The sequence below is a fragment of the Arthrobacter sp. NPDC056493 genome (assembly GCF_042795115.1).
In the GTDB taxonomy this organism is placed as follows: Bacteria; Actinomycetota; Actinomycetes; order Actinomycetales; family Micrococcaceae; genus Arthrobacter.
This window is the reverse complement of record NZ_JBHTSL010000021.1, coordinates 24,667-43,897: the sequence shown is the minus strand read 5'-3', so window position 1 is coordinate 43,897 and position 19,231 is coordinate 24,667. Positions and strand designations below refer to the sequence as shown.

Sequence of the window (19,231 nt, the reverse complement as noted above, 5' to 3'; positions counted from 1 at the left end):
ATGAGCCGCCACACACTGTCCGTTCTGGTCGAAGACAAGCCCGGTGTGCTGACCCGCGTGGCCAGCCTTTTCGCCCGCCGCGCCTTTAACATCAACTCCCTGGCCGTTGGCCCGACGGAAGTTCCGGGCATATCCCGGATGACCGTCGTCGTCGACGCCGACGGTGACCTGATTGAACAGGTCACCAAGCAGTTGAACAAGCTGGTCAACGTGATCAAGATTGTTGAACTGACTTCCGAATCTTCCGTACAGCGCGACCACATCCTGGTCAAGGTACGTGCGGATGCCGCAACTCGTCTGCAGGTGACCCAGGCTGCAGACCTGTTCCGTGCTTCAGTGGTCGACGTCTCTACAGACTCGGTGGTCATTGAAGCAACTGGCCATCCCGAAAAGCTCACGGCACTGCTTTCAGTGCTGGAGCCCTTCGGTATCCGCGAAATTGTGCAGTCCGGCACCTTGGCCGTTGGACGGGGATCCCGCTCCATGAGTGATCGGGCCCTGCGCTCCGCCTAGGGCATCGCCCTGGCAGAGCGTTCGGCCCGCAAGCAAGCACCACACCTATCTACAAGAAATCCACTCAAGAGGAGTTACGCAAGTGACTGAAATGTTTTACGACGACGACGCAGACCTGTCGATCATCCAGGGCCGCAAGGTTGCCATTGTCGGCTACGGCTCCCAGGGCCACGCCCACGCACAGAACCTGCGCGATTCCGGCGTCGAGGTTGTCATCGCGCTCAAGGAAGGCTCGAAGTCGATCGCCAAGGCCGAGGACGCAGGCTTCACGGTCAAGAACGTTGCCGACGCCGCCGAATGGGCCGACGTCATCATGATCCTGGCGCCGGACCAGCACCAGCGCTCGATCTTCACCGACTCCATCAAGGACAAGCTGACCCCCGGCAAGGCCCTGGCCTTCGCCCACGGCTTCAACATCCGCTTCGGCTACATCGAGGCCCCGGAGGGCGTTGACGTCATCCTGGTTGCCCCGAAGGCTCCGGGCCACACCGTGCGCCGCGAGTTCGAAGCCGGCCGCGGCATCCCGGACATCATTGCCGTTGAGCAGGACGCCTCGGGCTCCGCCTGGGAGCTGGCCAAGTCCTACGCGAAGGCCATTGGCGGCACCCGCGCCGGCGTCATCAAGACCACCTTCACGGAAGAGACCGAAACCGACCTCTTCGGCGAGCAGTCTGTTCTGTGCGGCGGCGTATCCCAGCTGGTCCAGTACGGCTTCGAGACCCTGACCGAGGCTGGCTACCAGCCGCAGATCGCCTACTTCGAGGTGCTGCACGAGCTCAAGCTCATCGTTGACCTCATGTGGGAAGGCGGCATCGCCAAGCAGCGCTGGAGCGTTTCGGACACGGCCGAGTACGGCGACTACGTCTCCGGCCCCCGCGTCATCACCCCCGAGGTGAAGGAAAACATGAAGGCTGTCCTCGCCGACATCCAGTCCGGCGCGTTCGCAAAGCGCTTCATCGATGACCAGGACAACGGCGGCGCCGAATTCAAGGAGCTGCGCGCCAAGGCAGAGTCGCACCCGATCGAGGCTGTCGGCCGCGAACTGCGCTCCCTGTTCTCCTGGCAGCAGCAGGACCAGGACTACGTCGAAGGCTCTGCAGCCCGCTAAGGCTGCGCCCTTCCAGCGCGACAGTGAGGCCGGGTTCACACTTAACAATGTGAGCCCGGCCTTTCCGTACGCCTAGACTTTATTTACCCCCAGGACTTCAACGCAGAGGATCAGCTGTGTCAAAACCCGTAGTATTGCTTGCCGAAGAACTTTCGCCCGCCACCATCGAGGCCCTTGGCCCGGACTTTGAAATCCGCCAGACCGACGGCGCCGATCGTTCCCAGCTGCTCTCTGCCATCGAGGACGTTGACGCCATCCTGGTCCGCTCCGCCACGAAGGTGGACGCCGAGGCGATTGCCGCCGCGAAGAACCTGAAGGTCATCGCCCGTGCCGGCGTCGGCCTGGACAACGTGGACATCAAGGCCGCCACCCAGGCCGGTGTCATGGTGGTCAACGCCCCGACGTCGAACATCGTGTCCGCCGCGGAACTGACCGTCGGCCACATCCTGAGCCTGGCCCGCCACATCCCGCAGGCCAGCGCCGCCCTGAAGGACGGCGAGTGGAAGCGCTCCAAGTACACCGGCATCGAACTCTTCGAGAAGAAGATCGGCATCATCGGCCTGGGCCGCATCGGCGCCCTGGTGGCCGCCCGCCTGCAGGGCTTCGACACCGAGATCCTCGCGTTCGACCCCTACATCACCTCGGCCCGCGCCGCCCAGCTCGGCGTGAAGCTCGTCACCCTCGACGAACTGCTCGCGCAGTCCGACTTCATCACCATCCACATGCCCAAGACGCCGGAAACGGTCGGCATGCTCGGCGCTGACGCCTTCAGGAAAATGAAGGAAACGGCCTATGTGATCAACGTGGCCCGCGGCGGCCTCGTGGACGAGGAAGCCCTCTACACCGCGCTGCAGGACCGCCAGATCGCCGGCGCCGCCGTGGACGTCTTCGTCCAGGAGCCGAGCACCGACCTGCCGTTCTTCAAACTGGACAATGTTGTGGTCACCCCGCACCTGGGTGCATCAACGGACGAGGCACAGGAAAAAGCAGGCGTCTCCGTCGCGAAGTCCGTCCGACTTGCCCTTGCCGGGGAACTGGTTCCGGACGCGGTCAACGTCGCCGGCGGCGTGATCGCCCCCGACGTCCGCCCGGGCATCCCGCTGATCGAGAAGCTGGGCCGCATCTTCACGGCCCTGACGCACGCCTCGGTGACCCAGATCGACGTCGAGGTTGCCGGCGAAATCGCTGCGCTTGACGTCAAGGTCCTGGAGCTCGCCGCCCTCAAGGGGATCTTCGCCGACGTCGTCACCGAGCAGGTGTCCTACGTCAACGCCCCCGTGATCGCCGAGCAGCGCGGCATCAACGTCCGCCTCATCACCACCCCCGAGGCCGAGGACTACCGCAACGTCCTGACACTGCGCGGTGCCCTGAGCGACGGCGCACAGATTTCCGTGGCCGGCACCCTGACGGGCCCCAAGCAGGTGCAGAAGCTCGTCGGCGTGAACGGTTACGACGTCGAGATCCCCATCAGTGAGCACCTCGTGGTGGTCTCCTACGCGGACCGCCCGGGCGTCATCGGCACCATCGGCCACATCCTGGGCATGAACAACATCAACATCGGCGGCATGCAGGTGGCACGGAACGCGGAGGGCGGCCAGGTCCTGGCGCTGCTCACCATCGACAGCTCCGTCCCGCAGCAGGTGCTGGACGCCATCAAGGCCGGCATCGGTGCCGAGATGGTGCGCGAAGTGGACCTCGAGGACTAGTCCGGCGAATACCGGCCGGCAACGGCCAGGTCCCCAACGCGGGGTGAACTCCACGTCCCCTGGAGTTCACCCCGGCCAAGTATGATTGGCCGGTCTGCGTACAATGGCTAGGTTCGAATTTAAGGATCCAGCCGGCAGGCCGGCCAATACTTTTTGCACGCCCGCAAGGGACACCCCACATTTTTCGGTCATCGTGGCGTGCGCACGCAATCCAGGTTTCAGGGAGCCCAATGAACGCCGTCCAGAGGTTCATCAGAAGCAAAGTGCTGCTGCTGACCGCTGCCATTCTGATCTTCGCCATGTGCCTGTCAGTCCTCGTCCAGACCCAGTCGCAGGCAGCGCTGAACCGGACCGTGGACCAGAACTCGCGCGGGCTCTACGACATCCTGGTCCAGGCCAAGGCGGGATCGGACGGTACGCTCATGCAGCCCGAGATTGCCACGGGCCAGGGCGGCATCGGCTTTGACCAGCTGCAGAAGATCCGGGACTTGTCCGGCACCTCTGTGGCCGCGCCCATCAGCCTGGTCTCGCGCGTGACGCAGAACCTCGAGACGCCGCGCCTGGAGGCCATGGACTACCTGGGCTTCAACGCGGGCCTTGTCGGCACCGCGACGGCCGGGCAGCCGGGCGGCACCGATCCCAGCAAGTGGCCTGCCGCGCAGTCCGTGCTGAGTGACACCCCCAAGAAGTACCGCCTGACGGCCAGCGCCACGAGCTCCGACGGGTCCTCGCAGCACACCCTCTTCAAGTCCACTGCCGAGGGCACCCTCGGCAAGGGCAAGCTTGTGGAGCAGCAGGTCGAGGGAGGCAACAGCATCCAGATCGCCGGCCCCGAAGGCGAGACCGGGATCAAGTTCCCGGCGCCTGCCGGCGGGTCCGAGCACAACCTGTTCAACCTCGATGTTGCCCTGCCCATGGCTCCGGAGGTCACGGAGTCCGTGGTCGCCGTCGACCCCGTCTCTGAGCGTGCCCTGCTGGGCACCGCCGGTGACTTCCTGGCGCCACTGGAAAAGGCACCGCCGGCGGACGCCCGGAGCGCCGAGGCGGTCGGGCAGCACCTGGAGAGCCTCTTCACCACGGGCATTGGCATGAAGGAACTCGAGGAGGGACCTGACTTCCTCGGCGTGAAGCTCAAGTACTGGGCTCCGATCATGACCCAGTACCAGCAGGCCAAGCGCAACGGGCAGCTCACCGAGGACTCCCAGGCCATCCCGCTGATCGTCCGCTCCGGCACAGCTGTTGACCTGAAGTACTCCGTGAAAATCGAAGAGATCGACGACTCCGGAAACGTGGTCAAGGAAGTCGGCACGGCGGAGCGCTCGCTCGACAAGGACTACCTGCCCTTCGTCTCCAAGTCGCCCTTCGCGCTGTCCTGGCCCGGGTCCACGGACTACTCCAAGCTGCTCGGCAACTCGGCGAGCTTCAGCCGCGGCCTCTACAGCCCGCCAACCTGGAGCACCAACTTCGCCTCCGCCCCCAAGTACACGGCCGGCTCCACCGCGGGCAACGGCGCCGAGGACAAGACCGCCACTCCCGGCGAGTGGGTCACCGTGAACCGTCTGCCGGAGAAGAGCGCAAACGGCGAGGCCGTGGACCAGACCCAGCGGAACCCCGTGGACGAGCGCTCCTACCGGGAGAACCTCGAAACCGGCAAGAAACTGGCCACCCCGCTCGCCATGGTCTACGGCACCTTCGATCCCGCCGCCGTCCAGGACGCGGCCGGGGACGTTAACCGGCTTCCGCTCGGCGGCTACGATCCCACGCCCATGACGCTGACCAAGGACGCACAGGGCACGGACGTTTCAGGCACCGCGCTCAAGCCCTCCCTGAGCGCCACCGGCCTCGTCAGCCAGTCGGCCGGCGCCATCACCGACTACTACGGCCTGGCCGCCGCCCGCGGCTACGAGAAGAACGCCTCCGTCATCGACGCCGTCCGCGTCCGCGCCAGTGCGGCCGGCAGCTGGAAGCAGGTCCAGCCTGAGGTGGACAAGCTCGCCGCCGAGATCCGGGACATGGGACTCGAAGCCACCGTTGTGGCCGGCTCCGCCCGCGAGGACGCCAACATCTTCGTTCCCGGCTACTCCAAGGACGACGCCGGCAAGGAGTCAGCGCTCGGAACGGTCCAGCAGTCGTGGGTCAGGCAGAACGCCGCCGACGCCGTGGCCGGCTCGCTGACGGCGACGAACCTCACCTTGCTGTTCCTTACCCTCTGCGGCGCCGCGCTGCTGACCGGCGCCTCGACTGTCAGCTACGTGCGGCTGCGCCGCAGCGAAGCCGGCACGCTGCGCGCCATGGGCTGGACCCAGCGCCGCATCCGCTCGTGGGTGCTGGAGGAGTTTGCTGTAGGTGCCGGACTGCTGGCCGTGGCCGGCATCGTGCTGAGCCTCCTGAGCTGGAACATCGCCACCGCCATCGTCTCGGCGTCCGTGCTGGCCCTCTACCTCGGCGCGGCCTTCTTTGCCGCCCAGCAGTTGCGCCACCGCGAGGAAATCAACCAGGAGCCGCAGCACGACGAGAAGCTCATCGCCGTCGACTCTCCGCTGACGTTCGCGAACCGGCAGCTGAGCACACACCGCTTCAACGCCATTTCGCTGGCGGTAGCCGTAGGTGTGTTCGGCTCGGCGGTTGGCGGCCTGATCGCCCTGCTGATCGACATTCCGCGTGCCGCCGGCGCCAGTGCCCTCAGCGGCCTGGCTGCCGCCAGCGTGGCCCTGCCGAGCATCGTCCTTGGCCTGTCCGGCGTGGCAGTGGGACTTCTGCTCACGCTGGTGACCGGGCGCTTCGAGCTGAAGGCCAAGCGCCGGTACCTCGGGACGCTGCAGGCAATGGGCTGGAACCCCGACATGCTGGGCCAGGTCCGCTTCTTCGAAAACGCCCTGGTGGGTGCGGTTGCCGTCCCGCTGGGTATCCTCGGCGCCCTGGGCATCGGCCTTGTTCTTGCCCCCTACGCAGCGCTGTGGGCCGCAGTGGCCGGGCTTGTCGCTGTTCTCTGCTGGATTCCGATTGCAACGAAAGTGGTCAAATGAGTAACGACCTGAACCTTCGCCGCGTGCGCGGGAACAAAGAGGCTGAAACCCCGGTCCAGACCCGGGCCAACACCATTGTCAAGGAAGCCGATCACGCCACCCCGCTGGAGCTAAGCAACATCACCATCCGCTACGGCGGTGGCAAGAACGGGTCCGACGCCGTCAGCGTCGTGGAAGGCTTCGACCTCACCCTGAACGCCGGGGAGATGCACTGTGTGGCCGGCCGCAGCGGCTCGGGCAAGACCAGCATCCTGACCGTCGGAGCGGGCCTGACCCTGCCGACGTCGGGCCGGGTGATGTGGGAGGGTGATTCCCTCGAAACCATGTCCGACGACGAGATCGCCGACCGGCGCCGAGCCCTGATCGGCTATGTTGACCAGGGCGGCGCCCTGATCGACGGCATGAGCGCGCTCGAAAACGTCCTCCTCCCGGCGGTGCCGGACGGCGAGGTGGAGCAGCGGCGCGAGATGGCCAAGGACCTGCTGGACCTCGTGGGCCTGGGCCGCCGCATGCGGCACCGTCCCGAGCAGCTCTCCGGCGGTGAACGGCAGCGCGTCGCCATCGCCCGCGCCCTGATCCTGGGCACCCGCGTCCTGGTGGTGGATGAGCCTACGGCGAGCCTGGACCGGGCCTCCGCCAACCGCATCATCAGCATCCTCAAGGACACAACGTCCGACGGCATCGCAGTCCTCGTGGCGTCACATGACCACGAACTGGTCCGGCTGAGCGATACGCTGACCGAACTGATCTAGATCCATTCCTTCGCATAAAGGTAACGTTCCGCCCGTGACTTCCTCAGACAAGAGCCCCTTCTACATCACTACGGCCATCACCTACCCGAACGGCGTCCCGCACATCGGCCACGCCTACGAGTACATCGCCACGGATGCGATGGCCCGGTTCAAGCGGCTCGACGGCTATGACGTGAAGTTCCTCACCGGCACCGACGAGCACGGGCTGAAGATTGCTCAGACCGCGGAGAAGGAAGGCGTCTCGCCCAAGGAGTTGGTGGACCGGAACGCGGAGATCTACAAGGCCGCACACGCCGCCCTCGGCATCAGCTACGACCGGTTCATCCGCACGACGGACGCGGATCACTACACCGCCTCGCAGGCCATCTGGAAGAAGATGGAAGCCAACGGGGACATCTACCTGTCCAAGTACGAGGGCTGGTACTCCGTGCGGGACGAGGCCTACTACGGTGAGGACGACACCGTGGTCAAGGAGGACGGTGCCCGGTACACCAAGGAGACTGACACCCCGGTGACCTGGACCGCCGAGGAAAGCTACTTCTTCCGGCTGTCCGCCTACCAGGACAAGCTGCTGGCCCTGTACGAGGCACAGCCCGAGTTCGGTGCGCCGCAGTCCCGGTTCAACGAGGTCATCAGCTTCGTCAAGCGCGGCCTCGAGGACCTGTCCATCAGCCGCACCACCTTCGACTGGGGCGTGCCCGTCCCGGGCGACGAAAAGCACGTCATGTACGTGTGGGTCGATGCCCTGACCAACTACCTCACGGGCGCAGGCTACCCGGACGTCGAATCGGAGCCGTTCAAGAGGTACTGGCCGGCCGACGTCCACATTATCGGCAAGGACATCTCGCGCTTCCACGCGATTTACTGGCCGGCCTTCCTCATGAGCGCCGGCCTCGAGCTGCCCAAGCGGGTCATGATCCACGGGTTCCTGCACAACAACGGCGTCAAGATGTCCAAGTCCCTGGGCAACGTCGTTGCACCGGCGGATTTCGTGGCGCAGTACGGCCTGGACCAGGTCCGGTTCTTCTTCCTGCGCGAGGTTCCCTTCGGTGCCGACGGCAGCTACAACCACGAGGCAATCGTCGGCCGGATGAACTCCGACCTGGCCAACAACTTCGGAAACCTCGCCCAGCGCTCACTGTCCATGGTGGCCAAGAACTGTGAGGGCAGGGTGCCCGTGCCGGGCACGTTTACGGAGGCCGACAACGCCATCCTGGGCCAGGCCAACGCACTGCTTGAGCAGGCACGGGCTGCCTTCGAAAAGCAGGAGTTCAGCCGCGCCCTCGAGGCGATATGGACGGTGCTGGGGGACACCAACGCATACTTCGCCGAGCAGGCACCCTGGGTGCTGCGGAAGACCGACGTCGAACGCATGCAGACGGTGTTGTACGTGACCCTCGAGGTGCTGCGCATCGTGTCGGTTCTCGCCCAGCCGGTCATGCCCACGGCCAGTGCCGCGCTGCTCGGATACCTCGGCCAGCCGGAAGGGGAGGCCCGGGAGTTCACGGCCATCGCGACGCCGATCACCGCGGGCACCGACCTGCCTGCCCCCGCGCCGGTGTTCCCGAAGTACGAGGAACCCGCGGACGCCTAAGAGGATCAGGACGCGTCCTCACGTCCTGCAGGTTTTTCCCCAACGCTTCCTCACTTTCTTTAGGAGAGTGAGGAAGTGTTGGCGTTTGGGCCGCGAAAGCTGAGGGAGCGTCTCCGGTTTTGTTGCGAAAGCTGAAGGAGCGTTTCCGCTGCGTGACCGAATGCTGAGACAGCTTGACCAGAATGTGGATGGCTTGGCTACCCTGAAAATATGAGCGCATCTACCATCAACCTCGCTGTCATCCCGGGCGACGGCATTGGCCCGGAGGTCATCGCCGAAGCCCTGAAGGTTCTCGAAAAGGTGGTGGCCGCCGAGGGTGTCACCCTGGACCAGACCCACTACGAGCTCGGTGCCCGGCACTGGCTCGAGACCGGCGAGACCCTCCCGGAGGCTGTCCTCGAGGACCTGAAGACGCGCGACGCCATCCTCTTCGGTGCCATCGGTGCAGCGCCGGGCGATACGCGCATCCCGTCGGGCCTGATCGAACGCGAGCTGCTCCTCAAGCTGCGCTTCAGCCTTGACCACTACGTCAACCTGCGCCCGTCCCGGCTGTACGGGACGGTGGGCAGCCCGCTGGCTGAACCGGGCAACATCGATTTCATCGTCGTCCGTGAAGGTACCGAGGGCCCCTACGTGGGCAACGGCGGCACCCTGCGCGGCGGCACGCCGCACGAGGTGGCCACGGAGGTTTCCCTGAACACGGCCCACGGCGTGGAGCGGGTTGTCCGTGATGCCTTCCGCCGGGCCAACGAGCGCCCGCGCAAGAAGCTGACCCTGGTTCACAAGCACAACGTGCTGGTCTTTGCCGGCCACCTGTGGAAGCGCACTGTCGAAGCTGTCGCCAAGGAATTCCCCGAGGTCACCCACGACTACCTGCACATCGACGCGGCGACGATCTTCATGGTCACCGATCCCGCCCGCTTCGACGTCATCGTCACCGACAACCTCTTCGGCGACATCATCACCGACCTTGCTGCAGCCGTCACCGGGGGCATCGGCCTGGCGGCCTCGGGCAACATCAACATGGACCGCACTGCGCCGTCCATGTTTGAACCCGTGCACGGTTCCGCACCAGACATTGCCGGCCAGCAGAAGGCCGACCCCACCGCCGCCATCCTGTCCGCAGCCCTCCTGCTGGACCACCTGGGGTACGCCGACGCAGCCCGGCGGATCGAGTCCGCGGTGGTGGCCGACGTCGAAAGCCGCAACGGCGAAGTGCGCAGCACCAGGGCCATCGGGGATGCCATTGCGGCGGCCGTTTAGCCCCCGCCAGCGGGCGTAAGCTTTACCTGAATTACCAATCGCTGCCGTGGTCCGACGCTGAACCACGTTCAGATGCCAGGCAGCCGACCGTGGAGGAACCATGACTCAGACTGCCCATGGCGTCGAATTCACCCAGCACCCCTCGGCAACCCCGAGGTCCGCTGAGGAGCGTGCAGCCATCCTGGCCAACCCAGGCTTTGGCGACCACTTCACCGACCACACTGCGATTGTTGACTACACGGTCGACGCCGGCGGACAGGGCGGATGGCATGATGCGCGGATCGAGGCCTACGGCCCGATCATGCTGGACCCGTCCGCCGCGGTGCTGCACTACGGGCAGGAAATCTTCGAGGGGCTGAAGGCGTACCGTCATGCTGACGGTTCCGTCTGGAGCTTCCGGCCGGAGGCCAACGCCGCCCGGATGAACAAGTCCGCCCGCCGCCTGGCGCTTCCGGAGATTCCGGCCGAATACTTCCTCGGCGCCATCCGTGAACTCGTGGCGGCAGACAAGGAATGGGTTCCCGCCGGCGACGGCGAGGCCCTGTACCTGCGCCCGTTCATGATCGCCACCGAGGCATTCCTGGGCGTGCGGGCAGCCCGTGAGGTTTCGTTCCGCGTCATTGCCTCGCCGGCCGGAAACTACTTCGGCGGGGAGCTGAAGCCGATCTCGATCTGGATTTCCCGCGAATACGCACGGGCAGGCCGGGGCGGCACGGGTGCTGCGAAGTGCGGCGGCAACTACGCGGCCTCGCTCATCGCGCAGCAGGAGGCCGAGGCCAACGGCTGCAAGCAGGTGCTGTTCCTGGACCAGTTCAACGACAACGCCGTTGAGGAGCTGGGTGGAATGAATGTCTTCTTCGTTCTGAAGGACGGCTCGCTGGTGACGCCGGCGCTCAGCGGCACCATCCTCGAGGGCGTGACCCGCTCCTCGATCATCCAGGTTGCCAAGGACATGGGCCGCGAAGTGACCGAACGGAAGATCACGCTGGACGAATGGCGCGACGGCGTTGCCTCCGGCGAGATAGCCGAGGTGTTTGCCTGCGGCACCGCCGCCGTCATCACTCCCATCGGTGTCCTGAAGGATGCTACGGAATTCATTGGCTCGGAGGACGCCAAGGCCGGCGAGACCACCATGGCCATCCGCAAGCAGTTGCTCGGCATCCAGACCGGAACGGTCGAGGACACCCACGGCTGGCTGACCCGGCTCGCCTGAGCCGCTTCGGCTGACTCCTTTGAGAACGACGGCGGGTGGCCGGCTGGGCTGTTTCGGCAGCTCACCGGCCGCCCGCCGTCGTTCTGGTCACCAGGCGCCGGCTGTTCCGGCTGTTCCCGGATGACAGAATGAAACCTGTGACTCAGGACATCGCCACTGGATTTACTGACAGCAGCCCGCTGACGCGTTTCCGCCTCGCGCCCAACCCGGGGCCGATGAGCCTGGACGGGACCAACACCTACATCGTCGGGGAACGGGGCCACGGGGCGGTGGTAGTGGTTGATCCGGGTCCGCTGGACGAGACGCACCTTCAGGCGCTGGCGGCTGCCGGGCCCGTCGAGCTCGTCCTGATCACACACCGGCACGCGGACCACACGGCGGGTTCGGCCCGCCTCGCCGAAATCACCGGCGCCCCGGTCCGGGCCGCCGCCCGCGAGCACTGCCATGGGGGAGCCGTGCTGCAGCCGGGGGAGACCATCGCCGCCGGCGGCACCGAGATCAGGGTGGTTTCCACTCCGGGGCACACCTCCGACTCCGTCTGCTTCCACCTGCCCCTCGACGGGCCCGCCGGCTCGGTGCTGACCGGCGACACCATCCTGGGCCGGGGAACAACCGTGCTTGATCACCCGGACGGCACGCTGGCCGACTACCTCTCCTCCCTCGACCGGCTGGAGCGGCTGGGACCGGCCACCGTCCTGCCCGCCCACGGACCCGTCCTGCCGGCGCTCGACGCGGTGGTCCGCGCCTACCGGGACCACCGGCTGGACCGGCTGGCGCAGATCCGGGCGGCCCTGGAGGATCTGGGCCCGGATGCTGCCGTGGGTGAGGTCACCAGCGTTGTGTATGCCGACGTCGACCCCTCCGTCCGGCGCGCCGCGGAGAATTCGGTGGCGGCACAGCTGGAATACCTGCGCCGCCTGAGGGGCGGGGACTGAGACTGTAGGCTTGGGACCATGCGTATTGCCCGGTTTGTAGTCGATTCTGATCCCCTTTACGGCGTTGTTGAAGGCCAGCCCGGCAGTGAGGAAATCACTGTCATCAACGGCGACCCCTTTTTCCACGGTGTGGAACGCACCTCCGTGCGGCACAAACTCGAGGACGTCCGTCTGCTGGCGCCCATCATTCCGCGCAGCAAGGTGATCGGCGTGGGGCGTAACTTTGTGGAGCACGCCCACGAGCTCGGCAATGAGGTGCCCCAGCAGCCGCTGCTGTTCCTGAAGCCCAACACCTCCGTGGTGGGTCCGAACGATCCTGTGGTTCTGCCCGAGTTCTCCGAGGAGGTCTCCTTCGAGGCGGAGCTGTGCGTCGTCATCGGCCGGATCTGCAAGGATGTGCCGGAAGAGCGGGCCGACGACGTCATCTTCGGGTACACCTGTGGCAACGACCTCACGGCCCGGGACGTCCAAAAGACAGACCTGCAGTGGACGCGTGCCAAGGGCTTCGACACGTCCGCGCCGCTTGGTCCGTGGATTGAGACCGAACTCGATCCCGAGGACCTGTCCATCAAGGGCCGGCTCAACGGCGAACTTCGCCAGGACGGCAGCACCAGCCAGATGATCCGTGGCGTCCGCGAACTGGTCTCGATCGTCTCCAGCGCGTTCACGCTGCTGCCGGGCGATGTCATCATGACAGGCACGCCGGCCGGCGTCGGCCTCGTCCAGGCCGGGGACCGGTACGAAGTGGAGATCGAGGGCATCGGGCGTCTGTCGAACCCCGTCGTCCGCCGCTAGCCGCCGACGGTCCGCCAACCGGGCAGGGGAAGGGGTGCCCGGTTGGTAAAGTTGGTATCACTATGACTACCCCCTCCGCCGCTCCAGCTGCCATTCCTGCCGTCACCGCCGAAACGCCCGTCCGCGTCCGCTTCTGCCCCTCGCCCACGGGTACTCCGCACGTCGGGCTGATCCGCACGGCGCTGTTCAACTGGGCCTACGCCCGCCATACCAAGGGCACCCTGGTCTTCCGGATCGAGGACACCGACTCGGCACGCGACAGCGAGGAGAGCTACCACCAGCTGCTGGATGCCTTGAAGTGGCTGGGCATCGACTGGGACGAGGGCGTCGAGGTGGGCGGTCCGCACGAGCCCTACCGGCAGTCGCAGCGCGGGGACATCTACCAGGACGTCATCAAGCGGCTGCACGACGGCGGATTCATCTACGAGTCCTTCTCCACCCCCGACGAGATCGAGGCACGCCACCGTGCCGCCGGCCGGGACCCGAAGCTTGGCTACGACGGCTTTGACCGGCACCTGACAGAAGAGCAGCTGGCCCAGTACCGGGCAGAGGGCCGGCAGGCTGTCCTCCGCCTGCGCATGCCGGATGAGGACATCACATTCAATGACCTCGTCCGTGGCGAGATCACGTTCAAGGCAGGTTCCGTCCCGGACTTCGCCGTCGTTCGGGCCAACGGAGCGCCGCTCTACACGCTGGTCAACCCGGTGGATGACGCGCTGATGGGCATCACGCACGTGCTGCGCGGCGAAGACCTGCTGAGCTCCACACCGCGGCAGGTTGCCCTGTACCGGGCCCTCTACGCGGTGGGCGTCGCTGAGTACATGCCGGAGTTCGGCCACCTGCCCTACGTCATGGGCCAGGGCAACAAGAAGCTCTCCAAGCGTGATCCGGAGTCCAGCCTCTTCCTCCACCGGGAGCGCGGCTTCATCCCCGAGGGGCTGCTGAACTACCTGTCCCTGCTCGGCTGGTCGCTCAGCGCCGATGAGGACATTTTCACCGTGGAGCAGCTCGTGGAGCACTTCGATATCCACGACGTCCTGGGCAACCCGGCGCGCTTCGACCTGAAAAAGGCCGAGGCCATCAACGGCACCCATGTCCGGATGCTCGAGCCCAAGGTGTTCCGCGACAGGGTGGCACACTACCTCCGCGACGCGGACCTTGTCGGGGAGATCCTGACGGACCGCGAGGAGGAAATCCTCACCGAAGCCGCACCCCTGGTCCAGGAACGCATCACCCTGCTGGGTGAAGCCCCGGACATGCTGGCCTTCCTGTTCAAGGCGGACGACGCCATCGACATTGCCGACGACGCCCGCAAGGGCCTGCCCGGGAACCTTGCCGAAGTGCTGGATGCCGCCATTGCCGCGCTCGCGCCGATCGACGAGTGGAATGCCGAAAACATCCAGTCCGCGCTGAAGCAGGCGCTGGTGGAGGACCTGGAAATCAAGCCCCGGCTCGCGTTCGGCCCCGTGCGCACCGCGATCTCCGGCCGCCGGATCTCGCCGCCGCTGTTTGAGTCCATGGTCATCCTGGGCAAGGAATCGTCCCTGGCGCGCCTGCGCGCTTTCCGCGGCTGATGTCACAGCCAGCAGTGGAAACCGCCGTCCTGTCCCGCAGCCTCGGGGCGGTCAGCGGTGTCCTGTTCGACATTGACGACACCCTCGTGGACCTTGCCTACGCCATGACCACGGCTCTGCGTGACGCCAGTGAACACCTCCTGCCCGGTCTGGACCAGGCGGGGTGGGAGAAGGTGGGGCGGATCTTCACGCACGAGACAACCCACTATTACGACCGCTACCTCGCCGGCGAGTTGACCTTCAACGAGCAGCGGCTGCTCCGGGGCCGGGCGGCGCTGGGCCACTTCGGCGTCGAAATGGGCGAGGGGGACGAGTCGCACAACTGGCTCAGCACCTACTCGCGGCTGCAACCCAGCTACGTCAGGACCTTTGAGGATGTCCTGCCGTTCCTCGACGTCCTGGACGAGGCCGGTATTCCCTATGGCGCGGTGAGCAACAACGTGCACGACTACCAGCGGGTGAAGCTGGACAGCGCCGGCCTGGAACGTATCCGGTTCCTTGTGGGCACCGATACCGTCGGTGTCCCCAAGCCGGACCCTGCCATCTACCTCGAAGGCGTCCGGCTGATCGGCAGCACGCCTGCCTCCACGCTCTACATAGGAGACAACCGGCTCCTGGACGCTGAGGGCTCGACGGCGGCAGGACTGTTGGGCATCTGGCTGAACCGCAGCGGGGAGCAGGCTCCGGGTTTCCAGGGGCAGGAGATCACCTCGCTGCTGGAACTGCTGGCGCTGCCGGCCGGGTCCAGCTAGTCGGCCGGGGCCCGTTGCCTGCACCCGCCGCGGTACTCCCAAAGTGTGGCGCAGGTAACGCCCCGCCGATTTGTGCGGCGCAAAAGTCTCGGGTAGAGTAATTACTCGTGCTGAGGGGCACGGAGCGAAAGATAAAGACTTTCGACCGGCCCGAAAGTGCCAATGGGATATGGTGTAATTGGCAACACTACGGTTTCTGGTACCGTCATTCTAGGTTCGAGTCCTGGTATCCCAGCTCTGAATTTCTCCGGATTTTCCGCAGAAATTCAGGTGTTGCGAATCGAAAATTATCGATTTGGAACAAAGCCAAATGTGTGAAACACTAACTTGGCTTGATCGGCGGAAGCGCCGATCGGAAAGTACGCGGCCCCATCGTATAGCGGCCTAGTACGCCGCCCTCTCACGGCGGTAACGCGGGTTCGAATCCCGCTGGGGTCACAAGTAACCGGCTCCGGGCAACAGCCCGGGGCCGGTTTTGCTTTGCCCGAAAATGCTGTGGGACCGCTGGGCGTTTTGCGGCCAGGTAATGCACTTGTTCGACCTAATGCGGGCCCGAACTGGCATGATGAGGCTGTGACCTCCAATCGGATGCCGCCAAACAACGGCCAGGAAATGGAAACGCAGCCTGCCGGCGTGCGCCTGCTGGAGGAGGTCCGCCGCGGCTTGGCAGCTGTCTCGCTGCCGCTGGCCCTGCCGGCAGCTGACCAGGCGCGGCTGGAGGCCCGGAACTCCATAGCCCAGCTCGATGACTACATCCTGCCCCGCTACCGCAGCCTTGACGCTCCGCTGCTGGCCGTCGTCGGCGGCTCAACGGGTGCCGGCAAATCGACTCTCGTGAACGCACTCGTCGGCCATCCGGTCACGCGCGCCGGCGCCATCCGGCCCACCACCCGCCAGCCCATCCTGCTGCACCACCCCTCGGAGGTTGCCTGGTTCGAGGACCAGCGGGTATTGCCCGGCCTCAGCCGGATCCGCGGAACCGTCGTCCCGGGTGCTGCCTCTGGGGCCGTCCCGGCCGTTGCCACGCCTGCGCCTGTCAGCCGGTCCGGGACGCCGTCGGAGACCGCGCCCGTTTCGTCGCTGGTCCTCGTGGGCGATCCTGCCGTTCCCCAGGGCATCGCACTGCTGGACGCTCCGGACGTGGACTCCATCTCCGACGAGAACCGCAGGCTGGCCGGGCAGCTGCTGGCGGCAGCGGACCTGTGGATCTTCGTGACCACCGCCAACCGCTACGCTGACGCCGTTCCGTGGAAGCTGCTCTTGAATGCGGCGTCGAGGGACATCATGGTGGCGGTGGTCCTCGACCGTGTGCCGCCCGCTGCGGAAGCCGAGGTGAGCGAGGACCTGCGAAGCATGCTGGCCCGGGAAGGCCTGGGCGCCGCCCGCCTCTTCGTGGTCCCGGAAGTCCCCCTTGGCAGCTCCGGCATGCTGCCGCCGGCAACCGTGGAGCCCGTGCAGAACTGGCTTCGAGGCCTTTCCGACGACGCCGCTGCCCGCGCCGACATCGTGCGGCGGACCCTGCACGGCGCGGTGCGGGAGCTTGGGCAACGGGTGGGACGCATCGCCGACGCCGCAAAGGAGCAGGGCCGTGCGGCCGACCTGCTGGGCGATGACGTGCGTGCCGCCTACCAGGGCGCGGGCACCCGGATCATCGACGCCACCAAGGACGGGGCTCTCCTCCGCGGGGCGGTCCTGGCCCGCTGGCAGGACTTTGTGGGAACGGGAGAGTTCTTCCGGAGCCTGGAGCAAAACGTCGGGCGGTTCCGCGACCGGCTTGGGGCTTTCTTCCGGGGTGAGCCCGAACCCGCCGTGAAAGTGGAAACCGCCATTGAGACAGGCCTCCAGGCCGTCATCCTCGATGAGGCCGCCAAAGCGGCGGAGGACGCGGACCAGCGCTGGCGCTCAGATCCGGCGGGCCGGCAACTCCTGCGCACAGATGACCTCTCGGGAACGAGCCCCGGCTTTGGGGATCTCGTGGCAGCCGAGATACGCGACTGGCAGGCGGGCCTCATGGAACTGATCAGGACCGAAGGGCAGGACAAGCGGACGCAGGCACGGTGGCTCTCGTTCGGCATCAACGGCCTCGGCGCCGCCCTGATGATCGTGGTTTTTTCCATGACTGCCGGGCTGACCGGGCTTGAGATCGGCGTCGCCGGAGGCACCGCCGTCGTGGGCCAGAAACTGCTGGAGGCCGTCTTCGGCGAGGATGCCGTGCGCCGTCTCGCACGGACCGCCCGGAACGATTTGAGCAGCAGGTGCCGAGGCCTGTTGGCGGCCGAGCAGGAGCGCTTCCTTTCGCGGCTGGACCCGGAAGCCGGGCAGGCCGCCGTCGAACTCGCCGAACATGCGCATGCGCTGACGCGGCTGGCGGACGCCACATGAACCGCCGGGGGAGGGCGAGGGAAGAGGCGCGGCTGCAAAGCCGATTGGAGGCCTTGGGCGAGGCGCGGGAACTGGCCGACGGCGTGCTGCCCGAAGCCTGCCTCGAGGACGTGCTTGGGGTGCTGGAGCGTGCCCGGTCGCGGCGGGCACTCTCTGCCGACCATACGGTGGTGGGCTTCTTCGGGGCGACCGGAAGCGGGAAATCCACCCTGTTCAACGCCGTGAACGGCGCTGAAATCGCGACGGCGGCGGCGCGCCGGCCCACCACATCCGAGCCCCTGGCGAGCGTCTGGGGCGCTGACGGCAGTGAGATGCTGCTGGACTGGCTGGACGTGCGCGCCCGCCATCTCGCCGATCCCGTGGACGGGTTTGCCGACGAGGATACCGGGCTGATTCTGTTGGACCTGCCCGACTTCGATTCCACGCGCACCGCGAACCGGGAGACCGTGGAGCGGCTGGTGGGGATGGTGGACGTCCTGGTCTGGGTGCTGGACCCGCAGAAATACGCCGACGCCGCCGTCCACAACGGCTTCCTGGCTCCGCTGGCGTCCCACGGGGCCGTCACTCTGGTGGTGCTCAACCAGGTGGACAGGCTTCCGGCAGGGGACGTCGAGCCCGTGCTGGAGTCGCTGCGCGGGATTCTGGCCCGCGACGGGCTGGGTGCTGTCGAGGTGCTGGCGGCCTCCGCGCTGACCGGAGCGGGAGTGGGCGGTGTCCGGGCTGCCATCCGCCGCGTTGTCTCGCAGCGGGAAGCGCGGTCACTGCGTCTGTCCGCGGACGTGACCAAGTCGGCGGCGCAGCTGGAAGAGGCCTCGGGGCGCGGGGAAGCCGCCGGAGTGAAAAGCGGAATGGTGGCCCGGCTCGCCGGCGAACTGGCCACGGCGGCCAACGTGCCGCTGGTGGCCGATGCGGTGTCCTCGTCCTACAAGATCGAGTCCACCCGGCGCACGGGCTGGCCTGTGACGCGGTGGCTCGTCCGCTTCAGGCCCGATCCGCTCCGCCGGCTAAACCTGCGCCGCAATGCCAGCGCCGAGGTGAACCGGACGTCCCTGCCGCCGGCAGGCGCTCCGGAGCGGGCACGGAGCGATGCCGCGGTCCGCCAGTTTGCCGACGCCGCCAGTGAGGGTGCCCCAGGCCCGTGGCGGGCGTCCATCCGTGCGGCGGCCCGGATGGGGAGGGACCGGCTGCCGGACGCCCTTGACCAAGCCATTTCCGGGGCAGACCTCGGTGCTGGCCGGAAGTCCTGGTGGTGGGGTGTGTTCAACGTGATCCAGTGGCTGGCGCTGCTTGCCGCCGTGGCAGGCCTGGGGTGGCTTGGCGTGCTTGCCGGGCTCGGCTACCTGCAGCTGCCTGTCCCGCAAGTGCCCCGGGTGGAGGGCTGGCCGGTCCCCACCCTGATGATTGCCGGCGGAGCTGCGCTGGGAATCCTGCTTGCCGTGACGGCCAAATTCATCGCTGCCGGCGTGGCCAGCCGCCGCGGCGCGAGGGCCAGGAAACGGCTCAACGCGGCCGTGGCAGGGGTGGCGGGCCAGCTTGTTGTGGAGCCCGTGGAGGCGGAGGTGCGGCGGCTGAAGGCGTTCAACGCGGCGCTGCGGGCCGCCGCGGGCTAGCAGTGCCG

The 19,231-nt window shown here is 66.5% G+C and carries 14 protein-coding genes and 2 tRNA genes; all 16 read left to right on the top strand.

Annotation, left to right across the window (positions count from 1 at the left end; translation table 11 throughout):
* The 16 genes from ilvN to ACFQ50_RS10905 all read left to right on the top strand — a co-directional run bounded on the left by ilvN (window position 1) and on the right by ACFQ50_RS10905 (window position 19,223).
* Window positions 1–513: an acetolactate synthase small subunit gene (ilvN, locus tag ACFQ50_RS10980; protein WP_003801493.1), complete on the top strand. Its 513-nt coding sequence runs from the start codon at window positions 1–3 to the stop codon at window positions 511–513.
* 82 nt (window positions 514–595) lie between these two features.
* Window positions 596–1,621 (top strand): ketol-acid reductoisomerase, encoded by a 1,026-nt coding sequence (gene ilvC, locus ACFQ50_RS10975; RefSeq protein WP_377995556.1) that lies wholly within the window; start codon window positions 596–598, stop codon window positions 1,619–1,621.
* Between the two features lie 116 nt (window positions 1,622–1,737).
* Window positions 1,738–3,327: a phosphoglycerate dehydrogenase gene (gene serA, locus ACFQ50_RS10970; RefSeq protein ID WP_377995555.1), complete on the top strand. Its 1,590-nt coding sequence runs from the start codon at window positions 1,738–1,740 to the stop codon at window positions 3,325–3,327.
* 230 nt (window positions 3,328–3,557) lie between these two features.
* Window positions 3,558–6,353 (top strand): ABC transporter permease, encoded by a 2,796-nt coding sequence (locus tag ACFQ50_RS10965; protein ID WP_377995554.1) that lies wholly within the window; start codon window positions 3,558–3,560, stop codon window positions 6,351–6,353.
* Window positions 6,350–7,105 (top strand): ABC transporter ATP-binding protein, encoded by a 756-nt coding sequence (locus ACFQ50_RS10960; RefSeq protein ID WP_377995553.1) that lies wholly within the window; start codon window positions 6,350–6,352, stop codon window positions 7,103–7,105. The genes ACFQ50_RS10965 and ACFQ50_RS10960 overlap by 4 nt, the downstream gene beginning before the upstream one ends.
* 34 nt (window positions 7,106–7,139) lie before the next feature.
* Complete coding sequence (metG, locus tag ACFQ50_RS10955; RefSeq protein WP_377995552.1) at window positions 7,140–8,699, top strand: methionine--tRNA ligase; 1,560 nt, start codon at window positions 7,140–7,142, stop codon at window positions 8,697–8,699.
* 210 nt (window positions 8,700–8,909) lie between these two features.
* Window positions 8,910–9,962: a 3-isopropylmalate dehydrogenase gene (locus ACFQ50_RS10950; protein WP_377995551.1), complete on the top strand. Its 1,053-nt coding sequence runs from the start codon at window positions 8,910–8,912 to the stop codon at window positions 9,960–9,962.
* Between the two features lie 100 nt (window positions 9,963–10,062).
* Window positions 10,063–11,175 (top strand): branched-chain amino acid aminotransferase, encoded by a 1,113-nt coding sequence (locus ACFQ50_RS10945; protein WP_377995550.1) that lies wholly within the window; start codon window positions 10,063–10,065, stop codon window positions 11,173–11,175.
* A 137-nt stretch (window positions 11,176–11,312) separates the two neighbouring features.
* A complete protein-coding gene (locus ACFQ50_RS10940; protein ID WP_377995549.1) occupies window positions 11,313–12,110 on the top strand; it encodes an MBL fold metallo-hydrolase in 798 nt (265 codons plus the stop codon).
* An 18-nt stretch (window positions 12,111–12,128) separates the two neighbouring features.
* A complete protein-coding gene (locus ACFQ50_RS10935; RefSeq protein ID WP_377995548.1) occupies window positions 12,129–12,905 on the top strand; it encodes a fumarylacetoacetate hydrolase family protein in 777 nt (258 codons plus the stop codon).
* A 62-nt stretch (window positions 12,906–12,967) separates the two neighbouring features.
* The gene (gene gltX, locus ACFQ50_RS10930) at window positions 12,968–14,479 is read left to right on the top strand and encodes a glutamate--tRNA ligase (protein WP_377995547.1); all 1,512 of its coding nucleotides are present in this window, start codon (window positions 12,968–12,970) and stop codon (window positions 14,477–14,479) included.
* Window positions 14,479–15,231: an HAD family hydrolase gene (locus tag ACFQ50_RS10925; RefSeq protein WP_377995546.1), complete on the top strand. Its 753-nt coding sequence runs from the start codon at window positions 14,479–14,481 to the stop codon at window positions 15,229–15,231. Before gltX ends, ACFQ50_RS10925 begins: the two co-directional genes overlap by 1 nt.
* A 163-nt stretch (window positions 15,232–15,394) precedes the next feature.
* Window positions 15,395–15,466, top strand: a tRNA-Gln gene (locus ACFQ50_RS10920).
* Window positions 15,467–15,596: 130 nt separating this feature from the next.
* Window positions 15,597–15,669 (top strand) — tRNA-Glu (locus tag ACFQ50_RS10915).
* 174 nt (window positions 15,670–15,843) lie between these two features.
* Window positions 15,844–17,613 carry a dynamin family protein gene (locus ACFQ50_RS10910; RefSeq protein WP_377995545.1) on the top strand — a complete coding sequence of 590 codons (1,770 nt, stop codon included), beginning with the start codon at window positions 15,844–15,846 and terminating at the stop codon, window positions 17,611–17,613.
* Complete coding sequence (locus tag ACFQ50_RS10905) at window positions 17,610–19,223, top strand: GTPase (protein WP_377995544.1); 1,614 nt, start codon at window positions 17,610–17,612, stop codon at window positions 19,221–19,223. Before ACFQ50_RS10910 ends, ACFQ50_RS10905 begins: the two co-directional genes overlap by 4 nt.
* Window positions 19,224–19,231 lie beyond the last annotated feature (8 nt).